The organism is Erwinia sp. JH02, assembly GCF_013074405.1.
Lineage (GTDB): Bacteria > Pseudomonadota > Gammaproteobacteria > Enterobacterales > Enterobacteriaceae > Erwinia > Erwinia rhapontici.
Map to the genome: position 1 here is coordinate 512,511 of NZ_JABANZ010000005.1, position 26,979 is coordinate 539,489.

The following is a 26,979-nucleotide window of genomic DNA, read 5'->3' on the forward strand; positions in this document are numbered from 1 at the left end:
GCGGTGTTTTTTCTTGCTGTCGCCGCTGTTGATGCTCACCAGGAGTTGCAGGAGGCTGTAATGCAGCATACACCCGGTACACCGGTTCTTACGCTGAGCCATATCACCAAACGGTTCGGTGGCAATATTGCCGTCAACGATGTCAGTCTGGAGGTTTTCCCCGGCGAAGTGGTCGCCCTGTTGGGGGAAAACGGTGCCGGAAAATCCACCCTGATCAAAGTGCTGGCGGGCGTCTATGGTCGTGACAGCGGTGATATTCGCTTTCAAAACGCCAGTATCGCCTCTGCCGCCAGTTTAAAAACGGCCCGCCAGCAACCCATCGCCTTTATCCATCAGGATCTCGGGCTGATTGAGTGGATGACGGTTGCCGAAAATATGGCACTGGTGATGGGGTTTACCCGTCGTCTGGGGTTGATTGACTGGCGGGCGGTGCGCGAACGTTCACGTGCTGCGCTGGATGAAGTCGGCATCGCTCTGGACCCGGACGCCCGCGTGTTTGAGCTGTCGCGCACTGAGAAATCCCTGCTGGCGATTGCCCGCGCCGTGGCGGTCAATGCCGAAGTGCTGGTGCTGGATGAACCCACCGCCTCATTGCCCGCCAACGATGTGCGCCATCTGTTCAGCGTGATCAACCGCCTGAAAAGTAAAAAAGTCGGGATGATTTACGTCACCCACCGCCTGGATGAAGTGATTGAGATTGCCGACCGCGTCTGCGTGATGCGCGACGGCAAACGCGTGGCGGGCGGCATGACGGCGCAATATACCCTGCGCAACCTCGTCGAAATGATCGTCGGGGAAGCCATCGACGGCGATCAGCGCGAAGCGCTGCCTGAAGGGCAACCTCCAGTGCTGACGCTCAACCAGCTGCGCATTGATGAGGTCGGCCCGGTGTCCTTCAGCCTGCAACCCGGTGAAATGCTGGCACTGGCCGGGCTGCGCGGTGCCGGACAGGAAGAAATTGGCCGCCTGCTGTTCGGCCTGCGCCAGCGCAGCGGTGGCACCATGACGTTTCGCGATAAAGACTATCACGCCCAGTCACCACAGCAGGCCATGGCCGCGGGTGTCTCACTGGTGGCGGGCGACCGCACCGGAGAAAGCCTGGTGATGTCGATGAGCGTGCGTGAAAACCTGTTTCTTAACCCCTGTGCCAGCGGCCACCCGCTGCTGTCACGTTACGGTCGCCGGGCTGAAATCGGCGCCAGCTGGTGGAAAGTGCAGTTATTTGATGTACGTCCGAAAGACGTCAACCTGGATATCAGCGCCCTCTCCGGCGGTAACCAGCAAAAAGTCGTCATGGCACGCTGGATGCACCTCAATGCCCCGCTGCTGATCCTCGAAGACCCCACCGCAGGCGTCGATGTCGGCGCACGCGAAGAGATCTATCACCTGCTGAACAAAGCGCTGGCCGACGGCATTGCGGTGCTGGTGATTTCCAATGACTTTGAAGAGATCGCCCATATCTGCAACCGCGCACTGGTGTTTAACCGTGGTCAGGTGGTCGGCGAACTGAAAAATGACCAGGTCACGTTTGCCAACCTGCTCGAACTGGCTTCGGCCAGTCACGAAACCCCTGTCGCCACCGTCTGAATTGTCAACGCCACCCTTCGACGGTGGCAGGAGAAGCTGTTATGTCCAAAACATCCGTGAAATCGACCGCGCTGGAACAGCGGGTCAGCCTTGGCGAGCATGGTGCCGCTGCATGGTCGATGCAAATCGTCACCCGCTACGGTCTGCTACTGCTGTGCATCCTGCTTACTCTGCTGTTTTCCGTGCTCTCGCCGTCATTCGCCAGCATGCTGACGTTGCAGGCGATCCTCGCCAGTAAAGCCAAAATCGCCCTGCTGGCACTGGCGGCCACCATCCCGATGATTGTCGGCAAAATCGACCTTAACGTCGGCTTTGGTATTGTGCTGTGGCATATCCTCGCCATCACCTTACAGGTGGAATATGGCTTCTCCTGGCAGATGGCGGTGCTGACCGTGCTGGCGATTTCCGCGCTCTACGGGCTGCTGAACGGCATTCTGGTAGCGCTGGCCGATATCGACAGCTTCGTTGCCACCCTCGGTTCCGGCACCGTGCTGTATGCCGTGGCACTGTGGCACTCCGGCGGCCGCCAGATTGTCGGCGATCTGCCGGATGCCTTCACCGCCCTGCACCATACCGAAATCTTCGGTATTCCGGTGGGTGCCTTCTACGTGCTGGCGGTAGCCATCATCCTGTGGCTGATCACCGAACACACCCCGCTCGGACGCTGCATGTATGCCGTCGGCGGCAACCCTGCTGCGGCACGGCTCAACGGCATTGCCGTCAACAAATTTACTATCGGTGCCTTTATCGCCTCCAGCGTACTGACCGGGTTTAGCGGGGTGCTGATCGCTGCTGAACAGGGTGTCGGCCAGGCCAGCGTGGGTATGGATTACCTGCTGCCCGCCCTGGTGGGCGCGTTCCTCGGCAGCACCACCATCCGTCCGGGCCGCGTCAACGTCTGGGGCACCGTGGTGGGGATTGCTATCCTGGCGATCGGCATCGCCGGTATCCAGCAGTTCGGCGGCGATTTCTGGGTAGAGCCGCTGTTTAACGGTGCCACTTTACTGCTCTCCATTACCCTCGCCGGTTACGCCCAGCGCCGCCGGATGCTGAACCAAAAGGCCGTGGTGCGCAGTCAAAGCACCCCGGCTACCACTCCTGACAATAACCAGAAAACCATCACTCCAGGGAGTACCCTATGAAACGTCATCTTCTTGCTCTGACCCTTGGCACCCTGCTGGCAGGTTCGCTGCCCGCCTGGGCCGACAGCTACCTCGATCAGGCCACCGCCGCCATTACTAAAGCCACGGCCAGCGTCACCGAGTGGGACGGCCCGACCACCGGGCCTGTCCTGCAAAAGAATAAGAAGGTGATTTTTATCGCCTCGGATATGAAAAATGGCGGCGTACAGGGCGTGCAGCAGGGGCTGAGTGAAGCCGCCGCTGCCGCAGGCTGGAAGCTGGAAACCCTCGACGGTGGCGGCTCGGTAAAAGACCAGTTGGCCGCGCTGAACCAGGCCATTGCTCAGCGCCCGGACGGCATCGTGATTGGCGGCTGGAATCCGAACGTTGCCAAAATTCCGCTGAAAAAAGCCCTTCAGCAAAAAATCGTGCTGATGGCCTGGCACGCGGAACCTCAGCCAGGGCCGATTGCTAAATACGGTGTGGTCGCCAACATCACTTCTGACTCCAACGAAGTGGCCCGCCTCGCCGCGCAGTATGCGGTGGTACAGTCCGGCGGCAAGGCACAGGTGCTGATCTTCACCGATTCGCTCTACCAAATCGCACTGGATAAGGCCAATGCGATGAAGCAGGAAATTGAGAAGTGCAGCGGCTGTAAAGTGGTGGAGTTTATCGATACGCCGCTGGCCGACACCGCCAACCGCATGCCCTCCATGACCTTCAGTCTGTTGCAGAAGTACGGCGATAAGTTCCAGTACGCGCTGGCAATCAACGATCTCTACTTTGACTTTATGGCCCCGGCGCTGAAAACCGCCGGTAAAGGCGGTAAAAATGCGCCGTTTAATATCTCCGCCGGGGACGGCTCAATCTCCGCCTTCCAGCGTATCCGCAGCGGTGACAGCCAGATCGGCACCGTGGCCGAGCCGCTGAAACTGCACGGCTGGCAGCTGCTGGATGAGTTTAACCGCGCCTTTGCCGGGCAGCCGCCGTCAGGTTACGTCACCCCGGCGCACCTGATCACCAAAGAAAATATTGGCAGTGACGGCGGTCCGCAGAACCATTACGACCCGCAGAACGACTATCAGGGACACTACAAAACCATCTGGGGCGTGAAGTAACGGAGGCGTTATGCAGACCGATAATCTCAGGCTGGAAACGCTCTGCTCCCCGGCGATATGGGCAGAGGGACCGGTGTGGCTGCCAGAGCAGGACACCGTGGTGTTTAGCGATGTGAAAGGCAACCGCATGTTCCGCTGGCAGCGTAGCGGTGAGGTGAGTCTCTGGCGTTCACCCTCGCACTATGCCAACGGCAACGCCCGCGATAATGAGGGCCGGGTGGTCAGCTGCGAGCATGGCCGCCGTGCTATCAGCCGTACCGAGCATGATGGCAGCGTCACACTGCTGGTGGAGAAGGTCGAGGGTAAACGCTTTAACTCGCCGAACGACGTGGTGGTGCGATCCGACGGGACGATCTGGTTCACCGATCCCCCTTACGGCATCGTCAGTGACGACGAGGGTTATCACGCGCACAGCCAGGTGATCGGCTGTTACCTCTACTGCTTCGACCCGGCCAGCGGACAACTGACTATCGCCGCCAGCGATCTGCAACGCCCCAACGGGCTGGCCTTTTCGCCCGACGAGCGTCTGTTGTATGTGGCGGATATGTCCATCGTCGACTTCCCGACGCTGGGCCGCCGTCAGCTGCGGGTCTATCCGGTCGAGGGACGGGAGCTGGGCGCTGGGCGGCAGTTTGCCGAGGTCGCCCCCGGTTTCCCGGATGGCTTCTGCGTGGATAACCGCGGCAACCTTTATTGCAGCTGCGCCGATGGGGTGATTATTTTCGACAGCCTGGGCCAGACGCGAGGCAAGATCCCCGTGCCGGAACGGGTGTCGAACTGCACCCTCGGCGGCCCGGACGGTAACGAGCTGTATATCACTGCGACCACCTCGCTGTACCGGGTGATCATCGGTTAACGGCCGGGCGAGGCATGCCTCGCCCCTGGGGTGACGGGGATCGGTTCGGGCCGGGCGAGGCGTGCCTCGCCCCTGGGGTGACGGGGATCGGTTCGGGCCGGGCGAGGCGTGCCTCGCCCCTGGGGTGACGGGGATCGGTTCGGGATGGGCGAGGCGTGCCTCGCCCCTGGGGTGACGGTGCCGGCGGTTTTTTAATATGTAGGGGTCAGGCATGCCTGACCCGGTTTCCCCACGCCTCAATTTCACCCAATGTGTTGGCGATCACATAACCCAACACTATTTTTATCTCACTGTTTTATAACGATTAAATTCCACTCCGTTTCTTTGACTTGTTCCCACCAGGCGCATAGGATTTATTTGGAACGATATTCCACATATTGAAATAAAGCCACCTCCGGGGAGAGACAGCAGTATGAGAATCAGCTATCAGCAGTTGAAACAAGAGTTCCTGCGGGTGTTACTGGCACGCGGCGTGGCGGCAGATAAAGCCGAAAGCTGCGCCACCCTGTTCGCCGACACCAGCGAGAACGGCGTTTACTCCCACGGGGTGAATCGTTTCCCCCGCTTTATCCAGCAGCTGGATGCCGGGCACATCGTGCCGCACGCCGAAGCGGAAAAAATCCTCTCGCTGGGCGCTATCGAACAGTGGGATGCCCACCGCGCCATCGGTAACCTCACCGCCCAAAGCATGATGGATCGCGCCATTGCGCTGGCCGACGACCACGGTATTGGGCTGGTGGCGCTGCGTAATGCCAACCACTGGATGCGCGGCGGCAGCTACGGCTGGCAGGCAGCGGAAAAAGGCTATATCGGCGTCTGCTGGACCAACTCCATCGCGGTGATGCCGCCGTGGGGGGCAAAAAACTGCGCCATCGGTACCAACCCGCTGATCGTCGCCGTGCCGGGTGAACCGATCACCATGGTCGATATGTCGATGTCGATGTTCTCCTACGGCATGCTGGAAGTGAATCGCCTGGCGGGCAAAACGCTGCCGGTCGACGGCGGTTTTGACAATGACGGGGAATACACCCGCGATCCCGCCACGATTGAAGAAAATCGCCGCATTTTACCCATGGGTTACTGGAAAGGCTCCGCCCTGTCCATCGTACTGGATATGGTCGCCACCCTGCTCTCCAACGGTGCCTCCGTCACCGAAGTCACCGAAGACAACGGCGACGAATTCGGTATCTCCCAGGTGTTTATCGCCATTGACGTTGACCGTCTGATCGACGGCGCCACCCGCGACAGCAAGCTGGCACGCATCCGCGAGTCCATCACCGGAGCCGAGCGCGCCGATAGCCAGCAGGCCATCCGTCTGCCTGGCCATAAATTCCCCGGTATCCGTGCTGAGAACCAGCGCCTCGGCATTCCGGTGGATGAACGCGTCTGGGCACGCATCCAGGCACTGTAAGGGAGGAAACCGCATGATTTTTGGCCATATCAACAACACCGATGCCCACCACTATCCGCCGACGATTGCACACGCCATCGACTGGTTAGCCCGCCACGATCTGGCCAGCATGGCAGCCGGGCGCTATCAGGACGATCACACCGGCTGGCAGATACAGGTGCTGGATCTGCACACCGCTCCGCACGGCGATAACTACCCTGAGGCGCACCGCCGTTTTATCGATGTGCAGTACCTGGTGTCCGGTAATGAGCTGATGGGCGTGGCAACGGAGAAGTGTGAACCCGCTATCCACCAGCCCTATGACGACGAACGCGACATCATCTTTTACCAGGATGCCCCGCATGAAACCCTGGTGCTGATGCAGCCAGGCCATTTTGCGGTGTTCTTCCCGCAGGATATTCACCGTCCGAACTGTGCGGTGAATGCTCCCGAAGCCATTCGCAAGGTGGTGGTGAAGATCCCCACGGCCGATCTCGCTGACTAAAAGAGGATCACTATGAGCCTGACTTCCACATCGATCTCACGCGAAGGGATCCCTTCGCTGCGCTGGCTGCGGATCATTCCACCGATCCTGATCACCTGCATTATTTCCTATATGGACCGGGTCAATATCGCCTTCGCCATGCCCGGCGGGATGGACGCCGACCTCGGCATCAGCGCCTCGATGGCCGGGCTGGCTGGGGGGATCTTCTTTATCGGTTACCTGTTCTTGCAGGTGCCCGGCGGAAAGCTGGCGGTCTACGGCAACGGTAAACGCTTTATTGGCTGGTCGCTGCTGGCCTGGGCGGTGATCTCTCTGCTGACCGGGCTGGCGACGAATCAGTATCAACTGCTGGCGCTGCGCTTTGCGCTGGGGGTTTCCGAAGGTGGGATGTTGCCGGTGGTGCTGACCATGATCGGCAACTGGTTCCCCGATGCCGAACGCGGCCGTGCCAACGCCATTGTGATCATGTTTGTGCCGATCGCCGGGATCCTCACCGCCCCACTTTCCGGCTGGATCATTACCGCCTGGGACTGGCGCATGCTGTTCTTTGTGGAAGGCGTGCTGTCGCTGTTTGTCATGGGGCTGTGGCATTTCACCATCAGCAACCGCCCGCAAGAGGCGAAGTGGATCTCGCCCGCTGAAAAACAGTATCTGATCAAAACCCTGCACGACGAACAGCTGCTGATCAAAGGCAAAAACACCCGTAAAGCCTCGCTACGCCAGGTGATGAAAGAGCCGGTGATGTGGCGACTGATCATGGTGAATTTCTTCTACCAGACCGGGATCTACGGTTACACGCTGTGGCTACCCACCATCCTGAAAGGGCTGACCAACGGTAACCTGGAGCAGGTCGGTTTTCTGGCGATCCTTCCCTATGTCGGGGCGATCTTCGGTATGTTCCTGTTCTCATCGCTGTCCGATGCTACCGGGCGGCGCAAGCTGTTCGTCGCCCTGCCGCTGGCCGGGTTTGCCCTCTGCATGGCGCTGTCAGTCCTGCTGAAATCTCATATCTGGTGGTCGTACGCCGCGCTGTGCGGCTGCGGGTTCTTTATTCAGTCGGCAGCAGGGGTGTTCTGGAGTATCCCTCCCCGCCTGTTTAATGCCGAAGTGGCAGGCGGTGCGCGCGGCGTGATTAACGCGCTGGGTAACCTCGGCGGCTTCTGTGGTCCTTATATGGTCGGCGTGCTGATTGTCGCTTACAGCAAAGATGCCGGGGTTTACAGCCTGGCAATCTCACTGACGATTGCCTCGCTGCTGGCGCTGACGCTGCCTGCGCGTTGCGATGCACAAAACAGGGAGGCAGCATGAACTACTGGTTAGGGCTGGACTGCGGCGGCACCTTCATTAAGGCCGGATTGTATGACGCTGAAGGGCGTGAACGCGCGGTGGCACGGCAGACTCTGCCAGTGCTGGTGCCGGAGCCGGGGCGTGCAGAACGCGATATGCCGCTGCTGTGGCAGCAGGCTGCTCGCGTGATTGCTGAGGTGCTGCAAAACAGCGGGCTGGAGGCTACTCAGGTGGCAGGCGTGGGCATTTCCGCGCAGGGTAAGGGGCTGTTTTTGCTGGATAAACAGCAGCAACCGCTGGGCAACGGCATCCTCTCGTCCGATCGCCGGGCGCTGGCGCTGGTGCAACAGTGGCAGCGCGAAGGGATGCCGCAGACGCTCTACCCGGTGACGCGGCAAACGCTGTGGACCGGGCACCCGGTGTCGCTGCTGCGCTGGTTAAAAGAGCATGAGCCGCAGCGCTATGCGGCCATTGGCAGCGTGCTGATGGCCCATGACTATCTGCGCTATTGCCTGACCGGAAAACTGGCCTGCGAAGAGACCAATATTTCTGAATCCAATCTCTACGATATGGAGAAAGGTGACTGGTCTGCCGCCCTGGCGGACACCCTCGGCCTCGGCGATATTCTGCCTGCCCTGCCTCCAATTGTCGGCCCGACGGCCATCGCCGGAGAGGTGACAGCGGAAGCCGCAGCATTGTGCGGGCTGCGTGCAGGTACGCCTGTGGTCGGCGGGTTGTTTGATGTGGTGTCTGCCGCGCTGTGCGCCGGGCTGCATGACGATACCCGACTGAACGCGGTGATGGGCACCTGGTCGGTCACCAGCGGCATTACCGACCGCATCAGCGATGAAAGTGGCCATCCGTTCGTGTACGGGCGCTACGCCATTGAGGGGCAGTACATCATTCACGAAGCCAGCCCGACCTCGGCGGCCAATCTGGAGTGGTTCTGCCAGCAGTGGGGGATTGACGACTATGCACAGCTGAATCAGTGGGTCGCCGCTCTGCCACCGGCACAAAGCTCGCTGTTGTTCCTGCCGTTCCTTTACGGCTGCAACGCCGGGGCCGACCTGCACGGCAGCTTCTTTGGTTTGCAGGCAGGCCACCAGCGCGGCCACCTGGTGCAGGCGATCTACGAGGGCGTGGTGTTCTCGCACCTCACCCATCTCAACCGCATTCTTACCCGCTTCCCGCAGGTCAGCGCCCTGCGCCTGAGCGGCGGGCCAACGCGTTCCGCTGAGTGGATGCAGATGTTTGCCGATGCCAGCGGGCTGCCCGTCGAGATCCCACAGATTGAAGAAAGCGGCTGCCTGGGGGCGGCGCTGGCGGCGATGACGGGTACCGGAGCCTGGACCTCCCTGCAACAGGCGCAGCAGGCACTGGCACCCGCCATCGTCAGCTATCAGCCGGACGCACAACGTCATGCGTTGTATCAGAAAAAATACCAGCGTTATCAGCAGCTACTCACGGCGCTGATCGCCGCACAAGGAGTCACACCATGAGTCATTCACGGGTTCCCCAGCTGCAGCTGGCGCTCGATCACACCCAGCTGGATGCCGCGCTGGAGACGGCGCAGCGCCTGCATCAGCAGGTCGATATCGTGGAAGCGGGCACCATTCTCTGCTTCAGCGCCGGAATTGACGCCGTACGTCAGCTGCGCCAGCAGCTACCGGGGAAAACGCTGGTGGCCGATTTTAAAGTGGCGGATGCCGGGGCCACGCTGGCAAAACTGGCGTTTGAAGCCGGGGCCAACTGGATGACGGTGATCTGTGCGGCACCGCTGGCGACCTTTGCCAGCGCGCTGGAGGTGGCGCATCTGCACCAGGGCGATATCCAGATTGAGCTGTTCGGCAACTGGACGCTGGAAGAGGCTAAGCGCTGGCGTGAACTGGGGCTGACGCAGGCCATCTACCATCGTGGGCGCGACGCCCAGGCCAGCGGCCAGCAGTGGAGCCCGCAGGATCTGGACGTGATGAAAGCGCTCTCCGACCTGGGTTTTGCCCTGTCGGTCACCGGGGGGATCACCCCGGACGAGTTGCCGCAGTTTAAACAAATTGATGTGAAAGCCTTTATCGTCGGCCGGGCGCTCAGCGAAAGTGCCGACGGGCTGGCCACCGCCGCCGAGTTTCATCAGGCGATTGCCAACATCTGGGGACACTAACCATGCGCCAACACCCGCTGGGAATTTATGAAAAAGCCCTGCCTTCTCATCTGAGTTGGCCGGAACGCCTTGCCCTGGCGAAAGCCTGCGGCTTCGACTTCGTCGAGATGTCGGTGGATGAAACCGACCTGCGCCTGTCGCGCTTACAGTGGAGCAAGGAGCAGCGCCTGTCGCTGGTCAACGCGATGATGGAAACCGGGGTGACCATTCCCTCGATGTGCCTGTCCGGTCATCGCCGTTTTCCGTTCGGCAGCCGCGACCCGGCCATCCGTGAGCAGGCCTATAAGCTGATGGAGCAGGCGATCCAGCTGGCAAAAGACGTCGGCATCCGCACCATCCAGCTGGCGGGCTACGACGTCTACTACGAACCGCACGATGAAGGCACGGTGGCACGCTTTGCCGAAGGGCTGGCGTGGGCGGTGGATCGCGCCGCGGCGGCGCAGGTGATGCTGGCCGTCGAAATCATGGATACCGAATTTATGAACGCCATCAGCAAATGGAAACACTGGGATAAGCAGCAGGCCTCGCCGTGGTTCACCGTCTACCCTGATGTCGGCAACCTGACGGCCTGGGGCAACGACGTCGCCGCCGAACTGGCGCTGGGCATTGACCGCATTGCCGCTATCCATTTGAAGGATACCCAGCCTGTCACCGCGAGCTCGCCGGGGCAGTTTCGTGACGTGCCGTTTGGCGAGGGTTGCGTCGATTTTGTCGGCGTGTTCCGCACGCTGAAGCAGCTTAACTATCGTGGCGCATTCCTGATTGAGATGTGGACAGAAAAAGCCGAGGAGCCGGTGGCCGAGATCGTGCAGGCCCGGCGCTGGATTGAACAAAAAATGCAGGAAGGAGGCTTACAATGAGCTTATCAACGCTGAAACAGCAGGTTTTTGAGGCCAATCTGGCCCTGCCGCGCCACCATCTGGTGACTTTTACCTGGGGCAACGTCAGCGCCATTGACCGCAGCAGCGGGCTGGTGGCGATCAAGCCTTCCGGCGTGGAGTATGACGGCATGACCGTTGACGATATTGTGGTGGTGGAGCTGGAAAGCGGCCGCACGGTGGAAGGCAGCAAGAAGCCCTCTTCCGATACCGCCACCCACCTGGCGCTGTACCGGGCGTTTGCTGATATCGGCGGCATCGTGCACACCCATTCGCGCCATGCCACCATCTGGGCGCAGGCCGGGCTGGATCTGCCTGCCTGGGGCACCACCCACGCGGATTATTTCTACGGCACCATTCCCTGCACGCGCCTGATGACGCCACAGGAGATCGCTGAGGATTACGAACACAACACCGGTGAAGTGATTATCGATACGTTCCGCTCACGCGACATCAGCCCGACGGCGATCCCGGCGGTACTGGTCAACGCCCACGGGCCGTTCGCCTGGGGTAGTAACGCGGATAACGCCGTACATAACGCGGTGGTGCTGGAAGAGATTGCCTATATGGGGATTTTCTCGCGTCAGCTGACGCCGGGGATGCGTGATATGCAGCAGGTGCTGCTGGATAAACATTATTTGCGTAAGCACGGGGCGGGGGCGTATTACGGGCAATAATGGCCTGCAATGGGCAGACCGGTAGTCCAGGGCGAGGCATGCCTCGCCCCTACGAGTTCCGGTAGTCCAGGGCGAAGCGTGCCTCGCCCCTACGAGTTCCGGTAGCCCCGGGCGAAGCGTGCCTCGCCCCACGAAAGCATGATGTGTCGCTTAGCCCGTTACGGCGTCAACTTCTCCACATCAACACTCCCCTGCTGATGCACCACGGCCTCATCCTTACGCACCTTCGCCACATCGCCGGCCGACACCACAGACGTTGCGGTATTGCCCCAACTGGTGCGGATAAAGTTCACCACGTCGGCGACCTGCTGGTCGTTCAGACGCCAGCCAAACGCCGGCATGGTGATGGTGGTCGGTGCATCTTTCATACCCGGCAGCTGTGCGCCACTCAGCACGATATGGATCAGCGACGTGGGATCTTCTGCCAGCACCACCGGATTCCCGCGCAGTTCCGGGAAGAAGCGTTTATAGCCGCTGCCATCGGTCTTATGACAGGCCGCGCAGCTGTCGACATATACCGACGCCCCGGTCTTGCTGTCATCGCCCTTCCACAGCGCTTTCGCAACGGTGTCATCCGGTGTGAAGCCCACCTGATTCGGATCTTTCGCGCCCAGCGACTTCAGATAGCGAGCAATCGCCGTCGCATCCTCTGGCGTCAGGTGTTGCAGGCTGTGCTGCACGACATCGGTCATGCCGCCGAACACCGCCGTATGATCGTTGCGCCCCATACGCAGGAACTGCACCAGATCATCTTCGCTCCAGCGGCCCAGGCCATCACGCCCGTCACCTCTGAGATTGCTCGCCGTCCAGCCGTCAATCGGTGCATTGCTGCCGGAAAGGAAGTCGCTGCCCTCATCATTGTTCAGCGCTTTTTCCTGCATGGTAATACTACGCGGCGTGTGGCAGGCACCACAGTGGCCCAGCCCTTCCACCAGATACTGGCCGCGCGCCAGCACCGCATCCTGCCCTTTGATCGGCTGGAACGCCTTCACATCCGGGGCAAATATTCCACGCCAGATCGCCAGCGGCCAGCGCATCGACAGCGGCCACGGAATGTCGCTCTCCTGATTCGCCTGTGCCACCGGCTTTACGCCGTGCATAAAGTAAGCGTACAGCGCCTGCATATCGTCGTCGCTGACCACCGCATAAGAGGGATACGGCATCGCCGGGTACAGCGTATCGCCGTTTTTCGCCACGCCATGACGTACCGCTTTCTGGAAATCGTCGTAGCTGTAACCCCCAATCCCACTCTGCTTATCCGGGGTGATATTGGTGGAGTAAATCGTGCCGATCGGCGTTGCCATCGGCAGCCCACCCGCGAACGGCTCGCCGCCCGCTTTGGTGTGGCAGGCCACGCAGTCCCCGGCACGGGCGAGGTAATCACCGCGTTGAATCAGGGCATCGTTGTTGTCGTCTGCCAGTGCGCTAAACGCCACCATGCCCGGCAACAGGGCAATAAGAAGTAACTTTTTCATCTGCTTATCCTTATGCCTGCACCAGTGGACCCGGGTTTTTCAGGTACTGTTCGCGAATCGCTTTCGCCGACCAGTAGGTCAGCGCTGCCACCATGCCCGTCGGGTTGTAGCCCAGACCCTGCGGGAACGCCGAGGCACCGGGAACAAACACGTTCGGGACATCCCAGCTCTGGAGATAGCGGTTAATGGCACTGGTTTTAGGATCTTCACCCATGATCGCGCCACCGTTCATATGGGTGGTTTGATACACGGTGGTATCGAAGTGGGTTCCCGCCGCTTTCGGCGCGCCACTGATCAGCTTAGGATTCATCGCTTCTGCAATCTTGTGCATCCGGCCATGCATAAACTGTGACATCTTGATGTCGTTGTCCTGCCAGTCAAAGGTCATACGCAGCAGCGGCTGGCCGTGCACATCCTTGTAGTTCGGATCAAGATCGAGGTAGTTATTGCGATAAGACTGATGTGCACCGTGGGCATCCATCGACACGTGGTGGGTATAGTGATCCGCCACCGCCGCCTTCCACTTGCTGCCCCAGTTCGGCGTGCCCGGAGGCGTTGGCAGGCCAGAAATCGGCTTCACGCCCGCCTGGTTAACCCACATTGGTGAACCGCCGACAAAGCCATATTTGGCATGGTCAAAGTTATCCGCATTGAAGTCATCCACGCCGACCCCCGCGCCACCGGCACCGATAAAGTTATTGGTGAAGACGTCTTTATCGAAGAACGCCTTAATGGTGGAGATGTTCTGGTAGGCAAAGTTGCGCCCGACGGTGCCTTCGTTAGTCACCGGATCGTACGGCTTGCCGATGCCGGACAGCAGCATCAGATGCACGTTATGGAACTGGAAGGCGGAGAGGATCACCAGATCCGCGGGTTGAACGTTCTCACGCCCCAGACCATCCACATAGGTCACCCCAGTGGCATGTTTCTTATCGTCGGTCAGATTCACACGCAACACATAGGCATTGTTGCGCAGCTCAAACTTCGGCTCCTGGCGCAGCGCAGGCAGGATATTCACGTTCGGTGAGGCTTTGGAATACATGTAGCAGGCATAACCGCTGCAATAGCCGCAGAAGTTGCACGGCCCCATCTGCGCACCGTAAGTATTGGTATAAGGGCCAGAGGTATTGGCCGAGGGCAGATCGTAAGGATGGTAGCCAATGCTTTCTGCCGCCTGGGCGAACAGCTGCGCGGAGTAAGTGCGCTTCTGCGCGGGCAGCGGGAAATCAGCAGAACGGTCCGGGGCAAACGGGTTACCTTTGCCGCCCTGGCCAACCACTTTGCCCTTCACACTCCACGCCGAACCGGACGTGCCAAACACGCGTTCGGCCTGATCGAAGAACGGTTCCAGCTCATCGTAAGTGACGCCGAAGTCCTGAATGGTCATGCCATCCGGGATAAAGTTTTTGCCGTAACGCTCCTCATAATGGCTACGCATGCGCAGTTCCATCGGGTCGACGCGGAAATGCACGCCGGACCAGTGCAGACCTGCGCCGCCGGTGCCGGTGCCGGGCAAAAAGGCCGCCAGCTGACGGTACGGCTGGGCAGTCTGCGCGGCATTATGACGGATGGTAACGGTGCTTTTTGACAGATCCTGGAACAGCTTTTTACGGATGTTATAGGTCAGTTCGTCAATCACCTGCGGATAGGCACCATCAGGATAGGTATCACGATGCGGGCCGCGCTCCAGCGCCACCACATTCAGACCGGCTTCAGTCAGCTCTTTCGCCATAATCGCCCCGGCCCAGCCGAAACCGACGATCACCGCATCCACTTTTTTCTGTTCGTTTGCCATGGTTATGCTCTTTCCCCGCGAATTGATACCGGCGGCAGCGTGTAGCGCTCGCCGCGTTCTACCCAGTCCATAAAGTCGGCGCGTGCGCCTGGGAAGTTGATCAGCTGCCAGCCGACCAGGCCCTGATTACCGCCGTGGATCGGGTCGCTGAAGAAGCCTTCGCGGGTGTTTTGTAACAGGAAGGAGAAGAAGGTTTTGGCCGGGACCTGGGGCAGTTCAACGCTGCCCGCTTCCAGCGCCTGTAACAACGCATCCTGCTGCTCGCCGCTCAACTGCGCGAACACGTTGCCGTGCTGCTGTTTCGCCAGCGCATCGGCGTCGGCCAGGCCAAGACGGTAGATCTCACGCGGCGTCAGCGGCAGCTGATAGCCCAGCGTTTTATCGGCATCCGGATGGAACGGTCCCTGCATATACCAGTTGCTGCCCGTGGCGTACGGGGTGTTCATCTGGCGGTCAATGTACTCGGGAACACCCGCTTCCAGCGCTCCGGGGCCACGCTCATCTGCCGGGATCAGTCGTGCGGCCGCCGCCTGAAGGAAAGCGTACTCTTCCGGGGTAAACCAGGTGGGCTGATAGTCGCGTGCTTTATGTGGCCCGGTGGCGGCGGCTTCTTTCGCCACCGCAGGAGCGACGGCGGCCAGTGACCCCAGCCCTGCGGTGCCAATCGCCATCGCCGGGGCGAGGGTAATGGTTTTCAGCAGAAAATCCCTGCGTGTACTGCCTGTTTTTTGCTCTGACATGACATTGCCTTCTCAAACGCTCGCATCGGCGATCGTAAAAATGGGGGTCGGATGATTTCTTAGTCACATGTAGTGTAGGGGTATTCTACTGTCCCGGCGGTTTAGGCTGTTATTGTTACCGGTAACAACACTCCCTACTTTAACAGTAATACGCACAAGGTGTGAGGGGATAGAAACAAAAAGGCACAATTTCATTAACAAATTACGTAGCAGGCAGAGGGCGAGGCATGCCTCGCCCCTACGGAGAATGACGTTGTGAACAGGGTTATGCCGGGCGTGGCGTGCCTCGCCCCTACGGAGAATGACGTTGTAAACGGGGTTATGCCGGGCGTGGCGTGCCTCGCCCCTACGGAGAATGACGTTGTGAACAGGGTTATGCCGGGCGTGGCGTGCCTCGCCCCTACGGAGAATGACGTTGTGGACAGGGTTATGCCGGGCGAGGCATGCCTCGCCCCTACAGGGGAAGTCGTTGTGGACAGGGTTATGCCGGGCGGGAATGACGTTGTGAACAGGATGATGTAGGGGTCGGGCATGCCCGACCCGGGGAGGTTAAAACTCTTGCAGGCGGCTTTCCGACGGCTGTGGTCGGCCAAAGTAGTACCCCTGGAACAGGGTACAACCTTCTGCTTTCAGGCGTTCAAACTGCTCGTTGCTTTCCACACCTTCCGCCGTGATCTGAATATCCAAACTGCGGCTCATGCCGGTGATAGCACGGATAATCGCCAGTGCTTCACGACTGTCATGCATATCGTTAATAAACGACTTGTCGATTTTGATTTTGTCGAACGGGAACGATCGCAGATAGCTGAGCGATGAATAGCCGGTGCCGAAGTCATCCAGCGCGATACGCACGCCTAAGGCCTTCAGCTTCTGCAAGATATGGATATTCACCAGGGTGTTATCCAGCAGTACGGATTCGGTGATCTCCACTTCCAGCCGATGCGGTGCCAGACCGGAGTCCTTCAGCGCGGCTTCCACTACCGAGACCAGCGCGCTGTTTTTAAACTGCAATGGTGACAGGTTTACCGCCACGCTTTGCTCACCCGGCCAGGTGGCGGCCTCACGGCAGGCCTCATACAGGGCATAGGCTCCCAGGCTGTGGATCAGCCCGGTCTCTTCGGCAATCGGGATAAAGTCCATCGGCATAATCATGCCTCTTTCCGGATGATGCCAGCGCATCAGCGCTTCATAGCCGATGATCTCGCGGTGCAGGTTGTTCGTGATCGGCTGGTAATAGAGCCTGAGCTGGCGGCAGGTGATGGCCTCACGCAGGTCGCTTTCAATCACCCGGCGCTTCTGCGCCATATCACTCATGGCCACGGTGAAGTGCTCAAAGCGGTTACGGCCGTTACGCTTGGCTTCGTACAGCGCCATATCCGCACAGCGCAGCAGTTCATCCGGCGTGGTCATGCCGCTGTCGGCAATCGCAATCCCCACACTCAGCCCGACGGAGAGATTGTGCCCATCCACGCTGAACGGCGGACGAATGGTATCAATCAGACGGCTGGCGACCACTTCGGCTTCCTGCTGATGCGTCAGCCCTGGCAACACAATCGAGAACTCGTCGCCACCGCTGCGTGCCAGCGTGTCCTGCTCGCGCAATACTGCGCGCAGCCGCACCGCCACCGAACGCAGCAGATCATCACCCACCTGATGACCCAGCGCATCGTTAACGTTTTTAAAATTATCCAGATCAAGCCCCAGCGTTGCCGTCTTGCGCCGCGCATCACGGTCTTCACGCAGCGCCTCGGTCAGGCGCTGGCTGAACAGAACGCGGTTGGGCAGGCTGGTGAGGTTATCGTGATGCGCCATATGGTGAATACGGGCATCCGCAGCGCGCTGATCGGTTACATCATCCGCGATCAGCAGCACATAGTTATGGTGCTCATCGTTACCACGAATGATCGATGCGCTGCCGTTGATAATACGGTCACCGCCCGGCGTGGTCAGCAGCCGCTCGTTGCGCTGCATCCCCTCTTTACGCTGTGCGGTATCAGAGAGTTGCATAAAGTACTCCCCCATCTCTGCCGTCATACAGTCCGGCGCACGTTTGCCGATAAAGTCCCGCTGCGTGCCGCCCAGCAGTTTTTCTGCCTTGCTGTTGATCAACAGGATCTCGCGAGAAACTACATCTTCAACGATGACGCAGGAGGGGATGTTAGCAATGATGGTATCGAGAAATTTTGACAGTGAGGCCATTTTTTCACTGTTCTGCTCGGCCAGATCTTTCGAGCGCAGGATCTGCTGTTCGTACTCACGAACTTCGGTGCAGTCGCGGGTGATCTTGGCAAAGCCTATCAGCTGATCGTCATCATTACGGATCGCGTCGATCACCACATGGGCCCAGAAGGCGCTGCCATCTTTGCGATAACGCCAACCATAATCTTCGAAACGCCCGCTGGTGGCGGCTATTTTCAAATTGGTATCTGGCAGTTGCAGCAGGCGATCCTGAGCGCTGTAGAAGCAGGAGAAGTGCTTACCGACGATTTCTTCCGAGGTGTAGCCTTTGGCACGGCGTGCACCGGTATTCCAGTTCATCACCATGCCACGCGGGTCCAGCATATAGATGGCGTAATCTTTCACCCCTTCCACCAACACGCGGAATGTCTGCTCACGTTCGGTTTGTTCGCGCTGCATACGGCGCTGCTCGGTACAGTCGCGGGTAATTTTGGCGTAGCCAAGCAGCTTACCGTCATCGTCATGTACTGCATCAATAACCACGTGTGCCCAGAACGCGCTACCGTCTTTACGGTAACGCCAGCCCTGCTCTTCAAAACGCCCGGTGCGATAGGCCGTTTTCAGATTCTGTTCCGGCAATTTATTCAACCGATCCTGCGAACTGTAGAAACAGGAGAAGTGCTTACCGATGATCTCTTCAGCGGTATAGCCTTTAGAACGGCGGGCCCCGGCATTCCAGTTCACCACCAGGCCTTCCGCATCCAGCATGTAAATGGCGTAGTCGGTGACGCCTTCCACCAGCAGGCGGAAACGTTGTTCATGTGCACGCTGCTCGCTCAGCAGCCGTTGCTGTTCAGTGCAATCGTGGGTGATTTTGGCGAAACCGATTAACTCGCCACTCTCGCTGCGGATGGCATCAATGACCACATGAGCCCAGAAGGCGCTGCCATCTTTGCGATAGCGCCAGCCTTCCGTCTCAAAGCGCCCACTCTCACGCGCAGTCTGCAACCCAAATTCCGGCAGGCCTTTTTGGCGATCTTCATAGCTGTAAAAGCAGCTAAAGTGCTTCCCGACGATCTCGGCAGGCAGGTAACCTTTGGCACGCTGTGCCCCCGGATTCCAGTTGGCGACGGTACCATCAGGCGTGAGCATATAGATCGCATAATCGACCACGCTTTGTACCAGCAGTCGGTACATAACATCTGAGTTTTCATTCATTATTATTTTCGCCTGGGCGCTGATGGTCATTTTCCCCTCTGAGGAAAACACTGTCAGCGCTGCAATACGCCGTTCGCTGGCGTAAAATATACCGCCCCCGCCCCCCGTAGGCAGCAGGATTCTTGTCTTTCAGTGTGCTCAATCCACACGGGTATAAACCGAAAACATCAGCCAATTCAAGCTAATTCAATCTATTGATAGCAGTTCATTGATCGTTATCGGCTTTGATTAAAAAACATTCAGCATTAATTTTCAGGCGACCACGCTATATAACGTGAATTTAAAGGTAAATTTGTTGTTTCTCTTCCACAAAATAAAGATTACGGGGCAATTAACGGCATAAATAACCAAAGGAAATAAAGTATTTTCGTCACGGACATTAATAGATACAACCGTAACGAGATTACTCACAGGCAATCGCGGTATAACCACCAGACATTGACAGCGGAGTGCCTATGTTTAAATCCTTTTTCCCCAGGCCAGGGCTGTTTTTCAGCAGCGTAGTGATCTGGAGCCTGCTGGCCGTTTTGTTCTGGTTTGGCTATGCCGACAGCAAGTTCGCTCACCTGATGATCCATTTGACATGGATTCCCCCCGGCACGTTGCCCAACAACGCACTGCGTTTCATCTCCCCCGGCGAACTGGGTTTCTACAGCTATTACCTGCTGGTCACGCTGCTGTTTGCCGGAGGCTGGTTTATTTTCAGCCCCCACCCCTGGCAGCGCTGGTCCATCCTCGGCAGTGCGCTGATTATCTTTGTCACCTGGTTTTCCGTGCAGGTGGGCGTGGCGATCAACAGCTGGTATGAGCCGTTCTATGACCTGATACAAAAGGCCATGGCACACCCGAACACTATTCAGATCTCGGCGTTTTATACCCAGATAAACGGCTTTCTCAGTATCGCGTTTATTGCCGTGGTGATTGATGTGCTGAATTTGTTTTTTATCAGCCACTTCGTGTTCCGCTGGCGCACCGCGATGAACAGTTACTACATGGAATACTGGCCGCGCCTGCGCCATATAGAAGGGGCCGCCCAGCGCGTGCAGGAAGACACCATGCGTTTCGCGTCCACGCTGGAGGATATGGGCGTCAGGTTGATTGATGCGGTGATGACGTTGATCGCCTTTTTACCGGTACTGGTGGCGCTGTCAGTGCATGTGAAAACCGTGCCGATCCTGGGCCAGATTCCCTATGCGCTGGTGATAGCTGCGGTAGTCTGGTCACTGTTCGGCACCGGGCTACTGGCGGTAGTGGGGATTAAGCTGCCGGGGCTGTCGTTTCGTAATCAGCGGGTGGAAGCCGCTTACCGTAAAGAGCTGGTGTACGGTGAGGATGACGCGCAGCGCGCCAGCCCTCCGCTGGTACGCGATCTGTTCAGCCACGTACGTAAAAACTATTTTCGACTCTACTTTCACTATCTCTACTTCAATATCGCCCGCATTTTTTATCTGCAACTGGATGCGGTATTCAGCATCTTTGTGCTGTTTCCCTCGATCATCACTGGGGCGATCACCCTTGGCCTGCTGACGCAGATCACCAATGTGTTCGATCAAGTGCGCAACGCGTTCCAGTATCTGATCAATGCCTGGACTACTTTGGTGGAGCTGATGTCGATCTACAAGCGTCTGCGCAGCTTCGAGCGCGCACTGGATTAAGGAGGGCGGGCTGACCGAAGAAGAAGGTCAGCCCGCGAAGATTAGCCTGCCAGCGCGGCAAACACTTTTTCTACCGCACAGGCTCCCGGATCTTTCACCCCGTCCAGGCTCTCCTGGTTGAGGTAAGAGGAGCGTCCGGCACGTGCGCTGCGCATGGTGCTGGTGCTGTCGGCCCCCTTTTTAGCCGCCGTGGCCGCTGCAGTCAGACCGTCGCCGTTAAGCAGTGCAGCAAAGGCAGGCTGTAAGGCATCAATCATCGTGCGATCCCCGACCTGCGCCCCGCCGTAGTGCTGCATACGCTCCAGACCGGCGGTGAATGCCTGTGCCAGCGATGCGCCCTGGGCGAGCTGCTGTCCGGCGGCGGTAAACATGATCGACATCAGCACCCCACTGGAGCCGCCCATCACCGTGGCCAGCTTCTCACCCACCACCGTCAGCAGCGCCTCTGGCTGATTCAGCGGTAATTCCCCGGCTTCGCTCGCCTCCAGAACGCTACGCGCGCCGGCTGCAAAAGTTGACCCGGTATCCCCGTCACCCACCTTCGCATCCAGCTGATTCAGCTCACTTTCCAGCCCGATCAGTGTCTGACAAATCGTCGTGACGATGGACGCTGTCGCCGGGTTGTCTGAAGGGATAAACGACTGTAGCGAGTCGGCCAGTTTGGCCGGGATCTCCGCCAGCGTTGCAGGCGCGATAGCCGGGCTCCAGCCGCTGACTTCCACCGGTGCCAGCAGCGCGGTTTCCAGCGAGGGATCAAGCTGCATCACTGAGAGTGAAAAGCCTTTCATATCCAACGCACTGACCAGCGTGGCGGGGCCAACCAGCAGCTTAACCTGCTTGCCCAGCGCCGAATGAAGCGTCTCACGCACCAACACCGCCATTTCCAGCGCCGAGAAGCCGCCCAGATTGTTCACCAGCAGGGCGAGCGGTCGATCAGTCTTTTTCGCCGTCAGCTGTTGCACCAGTTCAGCGACGATCTCGCGGCTGTTCTGTGTTTTTAACGTTGAGGCCCCCGGTTCGCCGTGGATCCCCATCCCCAGTTCGCTGCACCCTTCCGGTACGCGGTGATCGTCACGCGCTTCGCCCGGCACATGGCAGGTGGTGAAAGCCAGCCCGATGGAGGCAGTAGCGTCACAGGCCTGCTGCGCCAGCGCGGCCACCTCCGTCAGCGACTGGCCCTGTTCGGCGGCATAGCCCGCCACTTTATGCACCAGCGCGGTCCCGGCGATACCGCGCGGCTGCGGGTTATCCGGCAGCGCAATGTCGTCGCGCACCATCACCATTTCCACCTGGTAGCCCATGCCACGGGCCTTTTCTGCCGCCAGCCCGAAGTTAAGACGATCGCCAGTGTAGTTTTTGACGATCAGCAGACAGCCCGCCTCCCCGGTCACATTGATAATGGCGTGCAGAACGGCATCGACGCTGGGGGAAGCGAAGATATCGCCGCACACCGCTGCCGTCAGCATCCCTTTACCCACAAAGCCAATATGAGCAGGTTCATGACCCGAACCGCCACCGGAGATCAGCGCAACGCGTGACTTGTCCCAGTCATTGCGCACGACCACACGCATCTGGGAGCCCAGCGCCAGGCGGCCAAGATTATGATGGGGAGTACTGAGCAGTACCCCTTCAATCGCGTCGTTCACCACCTGCTGTTTCTGATTCATGAAAAACTGACTCATTGCGCACTCCTTGTTAAATGAAGAATATTAATTACCCTTTCAACTAATAAACAATACCCTACGTTAAGAGAGATAGCCCGGGGATATTTACCTGTTCCCGCCAAAGATTAAAACCAGGTTCACATACAACGTTTCACCATATAAAGATGCCATTAAAAATAAGCACACAATTAATTGATAACACTCACCTTTAATTCCCTGTTAATATTTTAATACATATTTAACACAAAGGTGATATGACAATGAAACTTCAGTATCAATCACACTTTGCTATTAAATGTAATGCATTCCACAGACATTGCGTATATAACTGTCCTCGGCTAACCACAACATAACAATACGCCGTTTAGCCAATGATATAAAAATCCAATGAGGTGCCGCGCGGCAGGCCATCAAACACAATTACAGGCAAATCACTGCCCGCATCACATCTCAGCAGTCACGCCAACACCAGGGCGTCAAAAGGAGCAGGCTTAATCCCCTGCTCCTTTTTTTTCATCGTTGATTGTCACTTTTTCATCCGCTGTTGTCAGTTTTGCGCCAGCCAGCCAGCGCATTTTCACCGCAGAATAGTCACTCACCCAACAAGGAGCCTGACTATGCTGCACCAACCTGCCGACAAATATCACGCCTTTCCTCCCGTCACCCTGACCGATCGCCGGTGGCCTGCCCGCACGCTGACCGCCGCCCCGCGCTGGCTCTCTACCGACCTGCGTGATGGCAATCAGTCACTGGCCGAGCCAATGGATGGCGCACGTAAAAAAGCGTTCTGGCAGTTGCTGATACAGTGTGGTTTCAAAGAGATCGAAGTGGCGTTTCCTTCAGCGTCACAGACCGACTTCAATTTCGTTCGTGAACTGATCGAAGAGCGGATGATCCCGGATGATGTGACGATCCAGGTTCTGACCCAGGCAAGAGCCGATCTGATCGATCGCACGTTTGTCTCTCTGGAAGGGGCAAAGCAGGCCTGCGTGCATTTGTACAATGCCACCGCACCGGTGTTTCGCCGCCTGGTGTTTCGCCAGAGCCGTGAGCAGATTATCGAACTGGCCGTGAACGCCACACGTCTGATCCGACAACGCTGTGAGGAGCAGACGCAGACGCACTGGACCTTTGAATACTCACCGGAAACCTTCTGCTTCACCGAGGCCGATTTTGCACTGGAAATCTGTGAAGCGGTGGCCGCCGTCTGGCAGCCCTGTGCACAGCGGCCGATGATCATCAACTTGCCTGCCACGGTGGAGGTCAGCACACCTAACGTGTATGCCGACCAGATCGAATACTTCTGCCGTCACTTTTCTCAGCGCCCGCAGGTGTGTATCAGCGTGCATCCGCATAACGATCGCGGCACCGGGATTGCCGCCGCAGAGCTGGCACTGCTGGCCGGGGCCGATCGGGTTGAAGGCTGCCTGTTTGGTAACGGCGAACGCACGGGGAATGTGGATCTGGTGACGATGGCACTGAACTTCTATACCCAGGGCATTCATCCGCAGCTCGACTTCAGCCAGATGAAACAGGTGGTCGATGTGGTGGAGCAGTGCAACCAACTGCCGGTGCATCCGCGCCATCCCTACGCCGGGGAACTGGTGTTTACGGCCTTTTCAGGCTCCCATCAGGATGCGATTAAAAAGGGCTTTGCAGCCCGTCAGCAGCAGGAGCGCTGGGAAGTGCCTTACCTGCCACTCGACCCGGCGGATATTGGCTGTAGTTACGAAGCGGTGATCCGCGTCAACAGTCAGTCCGGGAAAAGTGGGGCGGCATGGATGATCGAGCAGAATCATGGACTGGCTCTGCCACGCGCCCTGCAACAGGACTTCAGTCAGCAGGTGCAGCAGGTTGCCGATCGGGAAAGCCGTGAAATGACTCAGGCCGCCATCTGGCAGCTGTTTCGCCGGGTATACGGTCTGGAAGCGACACATTTACAGCTGGGTGAGTACCGCAGCGAAAGCGACAGCCAGGGGCAGTTGCGTTTCGACGCGGGCATTCAGCAGGGCGACAAACATTACAGCATCAGCGGGCGGGGGAACGGCCTGCTGTCTGCGGCAGCCGATGCGTTGCGCCAGGCGCTGGATGTCTCCTTTACCATTCAGGATTATCATGAACATACGCTCGGCCAGCGCAGTGACAGCCGCTCCGTCACCTATCTGCGCTGCATCTTCCCTGGCAACCGCAGCGCCTGGGGCGTGGGCATTGACAGCGATGTATCGCGAGCCTCGTTGCAGGCGCTGCTGAATGCCGTGGCGCAGGATCAACTGGGCGGGAAGTAGTCGCTGGGAGCAACGCCGAGGATACGGCGGAACATGGCGCTGAAAGCGCTCTGGCTCTCATAACCCAGCTCCAGTGATACCGTCAGCACCGAGTCGCCCCGAGCCAGGCGCGTCAGGGCTTCCATCAGGCGGGCGCGCCGCACCCAGTCGCTGAATTGCAACCCCGTCTCCTGATGAAAATGCCGCGCCAGCGTACGGCTGCTGACATTAATGCGTTGGGCGCTGTTTTCCAGCGTCCAGCGCTCGCCCGGTGCCGCCCTCAGCGCCTGGCAAAGCCCGACCAGGGCTGCACTCTGCGGTTCCGGCAGGTTGAAAGGCAGCACGCTCATCACCCGAATTTCATCAAGGATCAGTTCATAAATACGTTCAGCGCGGCTGGCGGGAGCATAATGTTCAGGCAGGTCGAGAGCGCTAACAATCAACTCGCGCAGCAGGGGCGACACCTGCACCACCTGGCAACTGGCAGGCAGATCGGCGCGCGCCAGGGGGTCGATAAACAACGTGCGTGCCGCAACGTCTCCGGTCATCTGCAACGCATGTTTCACCCCGGCAGGCAGCCAGACACCGCGCCCCGGCGGTACAACCCAGTGCCCGAGCGGCGTCTCAATCCGTACCACGCCCGTCAGCGTATGTACCAGTTGCGCGCAGTTGTGATGATGCAATGGCTCAACGTCGCCATGTTGATAGTCGTGTGCATAGGGGATCAGCGGGCGGTGGGCAAAGGAGAAATCGACGGTAGCTGACATGGGAGTCTCGCAGGTTAACGGAGAGTCAGCATAACAAATGTTAAGCGGGTCGGGCATGCCCGACCCCTACAGATTTTCCCTGATGGGTTAACGGAACACGCTGATAGCTTCGACCAAACGCGTAGCCTGCCGCGTCATACGCCCGGAAGCCTGTGCGCCCTCTTCCACTTTTGCCGCATTCTGATGAGTAATGTTATCCAGATCTTCCACCGCCAGGCTGATCTCGCCGATGGCCGTGGACTGTTCGGCGGTTGCCGCGCTGATCTGCGCGATCAACGACGTTACGTTCTGCACCTGAGACACAATACTTTCCATCGTTTTCCCCGCTTCATTGACATGCAACGTGCCGGATTTCACTTTGTCAGCGCTGCTCTCCACCAGCATTTTGATCTCACTCGCGGCCTTGGCGCTGCGCTGGGCCAGGCTGCGCACTTCCCCGGCGACCACGGCAAAACCTTTACCCTGCTCACCGGCGCGAGCGGCTTCCACCGCAGCATTCAGCGCCAGAATATTGGTCTGGAAGGCAATGCCGTCAATCACGCTGGTGATGTTGGCAATTTTCTTCGAACTGTCGGTGATCTCCGCCATCATCTTGACCATATCATTCATCGCTTCACCGCCCTGTACAGCGGCGCTGCTGGTGCTGATCGACAGGCTTTTCACTTCGGCTGCAGTTTCGGTATTGCTCTTCACCGTGGCCGTCATTTCATTCATGGTGGCCGCGGTTTGCTGGACGTTGGCGGCGGCCTGTTCGGTGCGGCGGCTCAGTTCGCTGTTACCCTGCGCAATCGAGTCACTGGCGCTCAGCACATTAATTGCCTGGCCGCTGACATCATCCACTAACCAGCGGAACATCAGCCCAAGCTGACCTATGGCTCGCAGTGTGGTGCCGACCTCATCAACCCGGTCTATCTGCTCCACTTTATGATCGGCCCCGGTGGCCACGCGCAGCGCCTGCTGGCAAACGCGTTCAATCGGTCGTGAAATCTGCTGCTCCAGCCAGGCTGACGCCAGCAGCAACAGCACCGCCATGCCCGCAGCAAAAATACCCAGCGCAGCATGACTCAGCCCGAGTGCCCAGACGCCCAGCGTCGCCAGCGGCAGCAGCGCCAGCAACGCGCTGCGAATACGCCAGCGCAGCGGCAGGGTTTTAAAGACGGATCGCCAGGCCATCAGACCGGTACGAACAATCAGCCCTTTATGGAAGCACTTTCCTTTCGCCCGTCCGGTACGGAAATCCTGGTACAAACGCTCGGTGTCACGGATCTCCTGCTGGCTCGGCTTGGTGCGCACCGACATATAGCCCTGTACGTTGCCGTTACGTACCACCGGAATGGCATTGGCACGTACCCAATAATGGTCACCATCTTTGCGGCGGTTTTTCACCAGTGCGGTCCAGGGTTCCCCCTTTTTCAGCGTCGCCCACATATCGGCAAAGGCTTCCGGCGGCATATCCGGATGACGCACCATATTATGGGGCTGGCCGTTAATCTCTTCCGGCGTAAAACCACTCACCTCCATAAAGGCATCGTTGGCATAAGTGATATGGCTGTTGGTATCGGTGGTCGACATGAGTGTGGCATCATCGCCAAACGCATATTCTTGCTGTGTAACGGGCAAATTATTGCGCATGAGTTAAATCCTTG

General features: G+C 58.6%; 20 protein-coding genes. 13 read left to right on the forward strand and 7 right to left on the reverse strand.

From position 1 onward, the window contains the following. Positions 1-60: 60 nt before the first annotated feature. The 11 genes from HHI26_RS14995 to araD all read left to right on the forward strand — a co-directional run bounded on the left by HHI26_RS14995 (position 61) and on the right by araD (position 11,577). Positions 61-1,587 (forward strand): sugar ABC transporter ATP-binding protein, encoded by a 1,527-nt coding sequence (locus tag HHI26_RS14995; protein WP_133842612.1) that lies wholly within the window; start codon positions 61-63, stop codon positions 1,585-1,587. 41 nt (positions 1,588-1,628) lie between these two features. Further along, positions 1,629-2,729, forward strand: coding sequence for an ABC transporter permease (locus tag HHI26_RS15000; RefSeq protein WP_133842613.1), 1,101 nt, complete (start codon positions 1,629-1,631; stop codon positions 2,727-2,729). After that, on the forward strand, positions 2,726-3,826 hold the full coding sequence (locus HHI26_RS15005; RefSeq protein WP_133842614.1) for a substrate-binding domain-containing protein: 1,101 nt from the start codon (positions 2,726-2,728) through the stop codon (positions 3,824-3,826). Before HHI26_RS15000 ends, HHI26_RS15005 begins: the two co-directional genes overlap by 4 nt. A gap of 10 nt (positions 3,827-3,836) precedes the next feature. Continuing rightward, a complete protein-coding gene (locus HHI26_RS15010; protein ID WP_171149296.1) occupies positions 3,837-4,682 on the forward strand; it encodes an SMP-30/gluconolactonase/LRE family protein in 846 nt (281 codons plus the stop codon). A gap of 412 nt (positions 4,683-5,094) precedes the next feature. Then, the gene (gene yiaK / locus HHI26_RS15015; RefSeq protein WP_133842616.1) at positions 5,095-6,093 is read left to right on the forward strand and encodes a 3-dehydro-L-gulonate 2-dehydrogenase; all 999 of its coding nucleotides are present in this window, start codon (positions 5,095-5,097) and stop codon (positions 6,091-6,093) included. A gap of 13 nt (positions 6,094-6,106) precedes the next feature. Continuing rightward, complete coding sequence (locus HHI26_RS15020) at positions 6,107-6,577, forward strand: YhcH/YjgK/YiaL family protein (protein WP_133842617.1); 471 nt, start codon at positions 6,107-6,109, stop codon at positions 6,575-6,577. Between the two features lie 12 nt (positions 6,578-6,589). Further along, positions 6,590-7,885, forward strand: coding sequence for an MFS transporter (locus HHI26_RS15025; RefSeq protein WP_133842618.1), 1,296 nt, complete (start codon positions 6,590-6,592; stop codon positions 7,883-7,885). Further along, complete coding sequence (locus HHI26_RS15030) at positions 7,882-9,363, forward strand: FGGY-family carbohydrate kinase (protein WP_133842619.1); 1,482 nt, start codon at positions 7,882-7,884, stop codon at positions 9,361-9,363. Before HHI26_RS15025 ends, HHI26_RS15030 begins: the two co-directional genes overlap by 4 nt. After that, positions 9,360-10,022, forward strand: a complete 663-nt coding sequence (gene ulaD, locus HHI26_RS15035) for a 3-keto-L-gulonate-6-phosphate decarboxylase UlaD (RefSeq protein ID WP_171149297.1) — start codon at positions 9,360-9,362, stop codon at positions 10,020-10,022. Before HHI26_RS15030 ends, ulaD begins: the two co-directional genes overlap by 4 nt. Before the next feature lie 2 nt (positions 10,023-10,024). Next, positions 10,025-10,882, forward strand: a complete 858-nt coding sequence (locus tag HHI26_RS15040) for an L-ribulose-5-phosphate 3-epimerase (protein WP_133842621.1) — start codon at positions 10,025-10,027, stop codon at positions 10,880-10,882. Then, positions 10,879-11,577: an L-ribulose-5-phosphate 4-epimerase gene (araD, locus tag HHI26_RS15045; protein ID WP_171149298.1), complete on the forward strand. Its 699-nt coding sequence runs from the start codon at positions 10,879-10,881 to the stop codon at positions 11,575-11,577. The genes HHI26_RS15040 and araD overlap by 4 nt, the downstream gene beginning before the upstream one ends. 158 nt (positions 11,578-11,735) lie before the next feature. Here the strand turns inward: araD and HHI26_RS15050 are convergent, their stop codons facing one another. The 4 genes from HHI26_RS15050 to HHI26_RS15065 form a co-directional block, all read right to left on the reverse strand. Beyond that, a complete protein-coding gene (locus HHI26_RS15050) occupies positions 11,736-13,052 on the reverse strand; it encodes a cytochrome c (protein WP_159336763.1) in 1,317 nt (438 codons plus the stop codon). A gap of 10 nt (positions 13,053-13,062) precedes the next feature. Then, complete coding sequence (locus HHI26_RS15055) at positions 13,063-14,847, reverse strand: GMC family oxidoreductase (protein ID WP_133842624.1); 1,785 nt, start codon at positions 14,845-14,847, stop codon at positions 13,063-13,065. A 2-nt stretch (positions 14,848-14,849) separates the two neighbouring features. Next, positions 14,850-15,587: a gluconate 2-dehydrogenase subunit 3 family protein gene (locus tag HHI26_RS15060; RefSeq protein ID WP_133842625.1), complete on the reverse strand. Its 738-nt coding sequence runs from the start codon at positions 15,585-15,587 to the stop codon at positions 14,850-14,852. A gap of 549 nt (positions 15,588-16,136) precedes the next feature. Continuing rightward, the gene (locus HHI26_RS15065; RefSeq protein ID WP_171149299.1) at positions 16,137-18,983 is read right to left on the reverse strand and encodes a bifunctional diguanylate cyclase/phosphodiesterase; all 2,847 of its coding nucleotides are present in this window, start codon (positions 18,981-18,983) and stop codon (positions 16,137-16,139) included. Positions 18,984-19,438: 455 nt separating this feature from the next. Here HHI26_RS15065 and sbmA point away from each other — a divergent pair, with 455 nt between their 5' ends. After that, the gene (gene sbmA, locus HHI26_RS15070) at positions 19,439-20,638 is read left to right on the forward strand and encodes a peptide antibiotic transporter SbmA (RefSeq protein WP_171149300.1); all 1,200 of its coding nucleotides are present in this window, start codon (positions 19,439-19,441) and stop codon (positions 20,636-20,638) included. Positions 20,639-20,679: 41 nt separating this feature from the next. On the opposite strand, the gene HHI26_RS15075 is transcribed toward sbmA, so the two are convergent. Next, the gene (locus HHI26_RS15075; RefSeq protein ID WP_171149301.1) at positions 20,680-22,320 is read right to left on the reverse strand and encodes a dihydroxyacetone kinase subunit DhaK; all 1,641 of its coding nucleotides are present in this window, start codon (positions 22,318-22,320) and stop codon (positions 20,680-20,682) included. Positions 22,321-22,919: 599 nt separating this feature from the next. On the opposite strand from HHI26_RS15075, the gene leuA reads away from it, so the two are divergent. Then, entirely contained in the window at positions 22,920-24,587 is a 1,668-nt protein-coding gene (leuA, locus tag HHI26_RS15080; protein ID WP_171149302.1) for a 2-isopropylmalate synthase, read from the forward strand. Here the strand turns inward: leuA and HHI26_RS15085 are convergent. Further along, the gene (locus HHI26_RS15085; protein ID WP_133842630.1) at positions 24,569-25,333 is read right to left on the reverse strand and encodes a helix-turn-helix transcriptional regulator; all 765 of its coding nucleotides are present in this window, start codon (positions 25,331-25,333) and stop codon (positions 24,569-24,571) included. The two genes, leuA and HHI26_RS15085, sit on opposite strands and share 19 nt — an antisense overlap. 87 nt (positions 25,334-25,420) lie before the next feature. Further along, positions 25,421-26,965: a PAS domain-containing methyl-accepting chemotaxis protein gene (locus tag HHI26_RS15090; RefSeq protein ID WP_133842631.1), complete on the reverse strand. Its 1,545-nt coding sequence runs from the start codon at positions 26,963-26,965 to the stop codon at positions 25,421-25,423. Between the last annotated feature and the right edge of the window lie 14 nt (positions 26,966-26,979).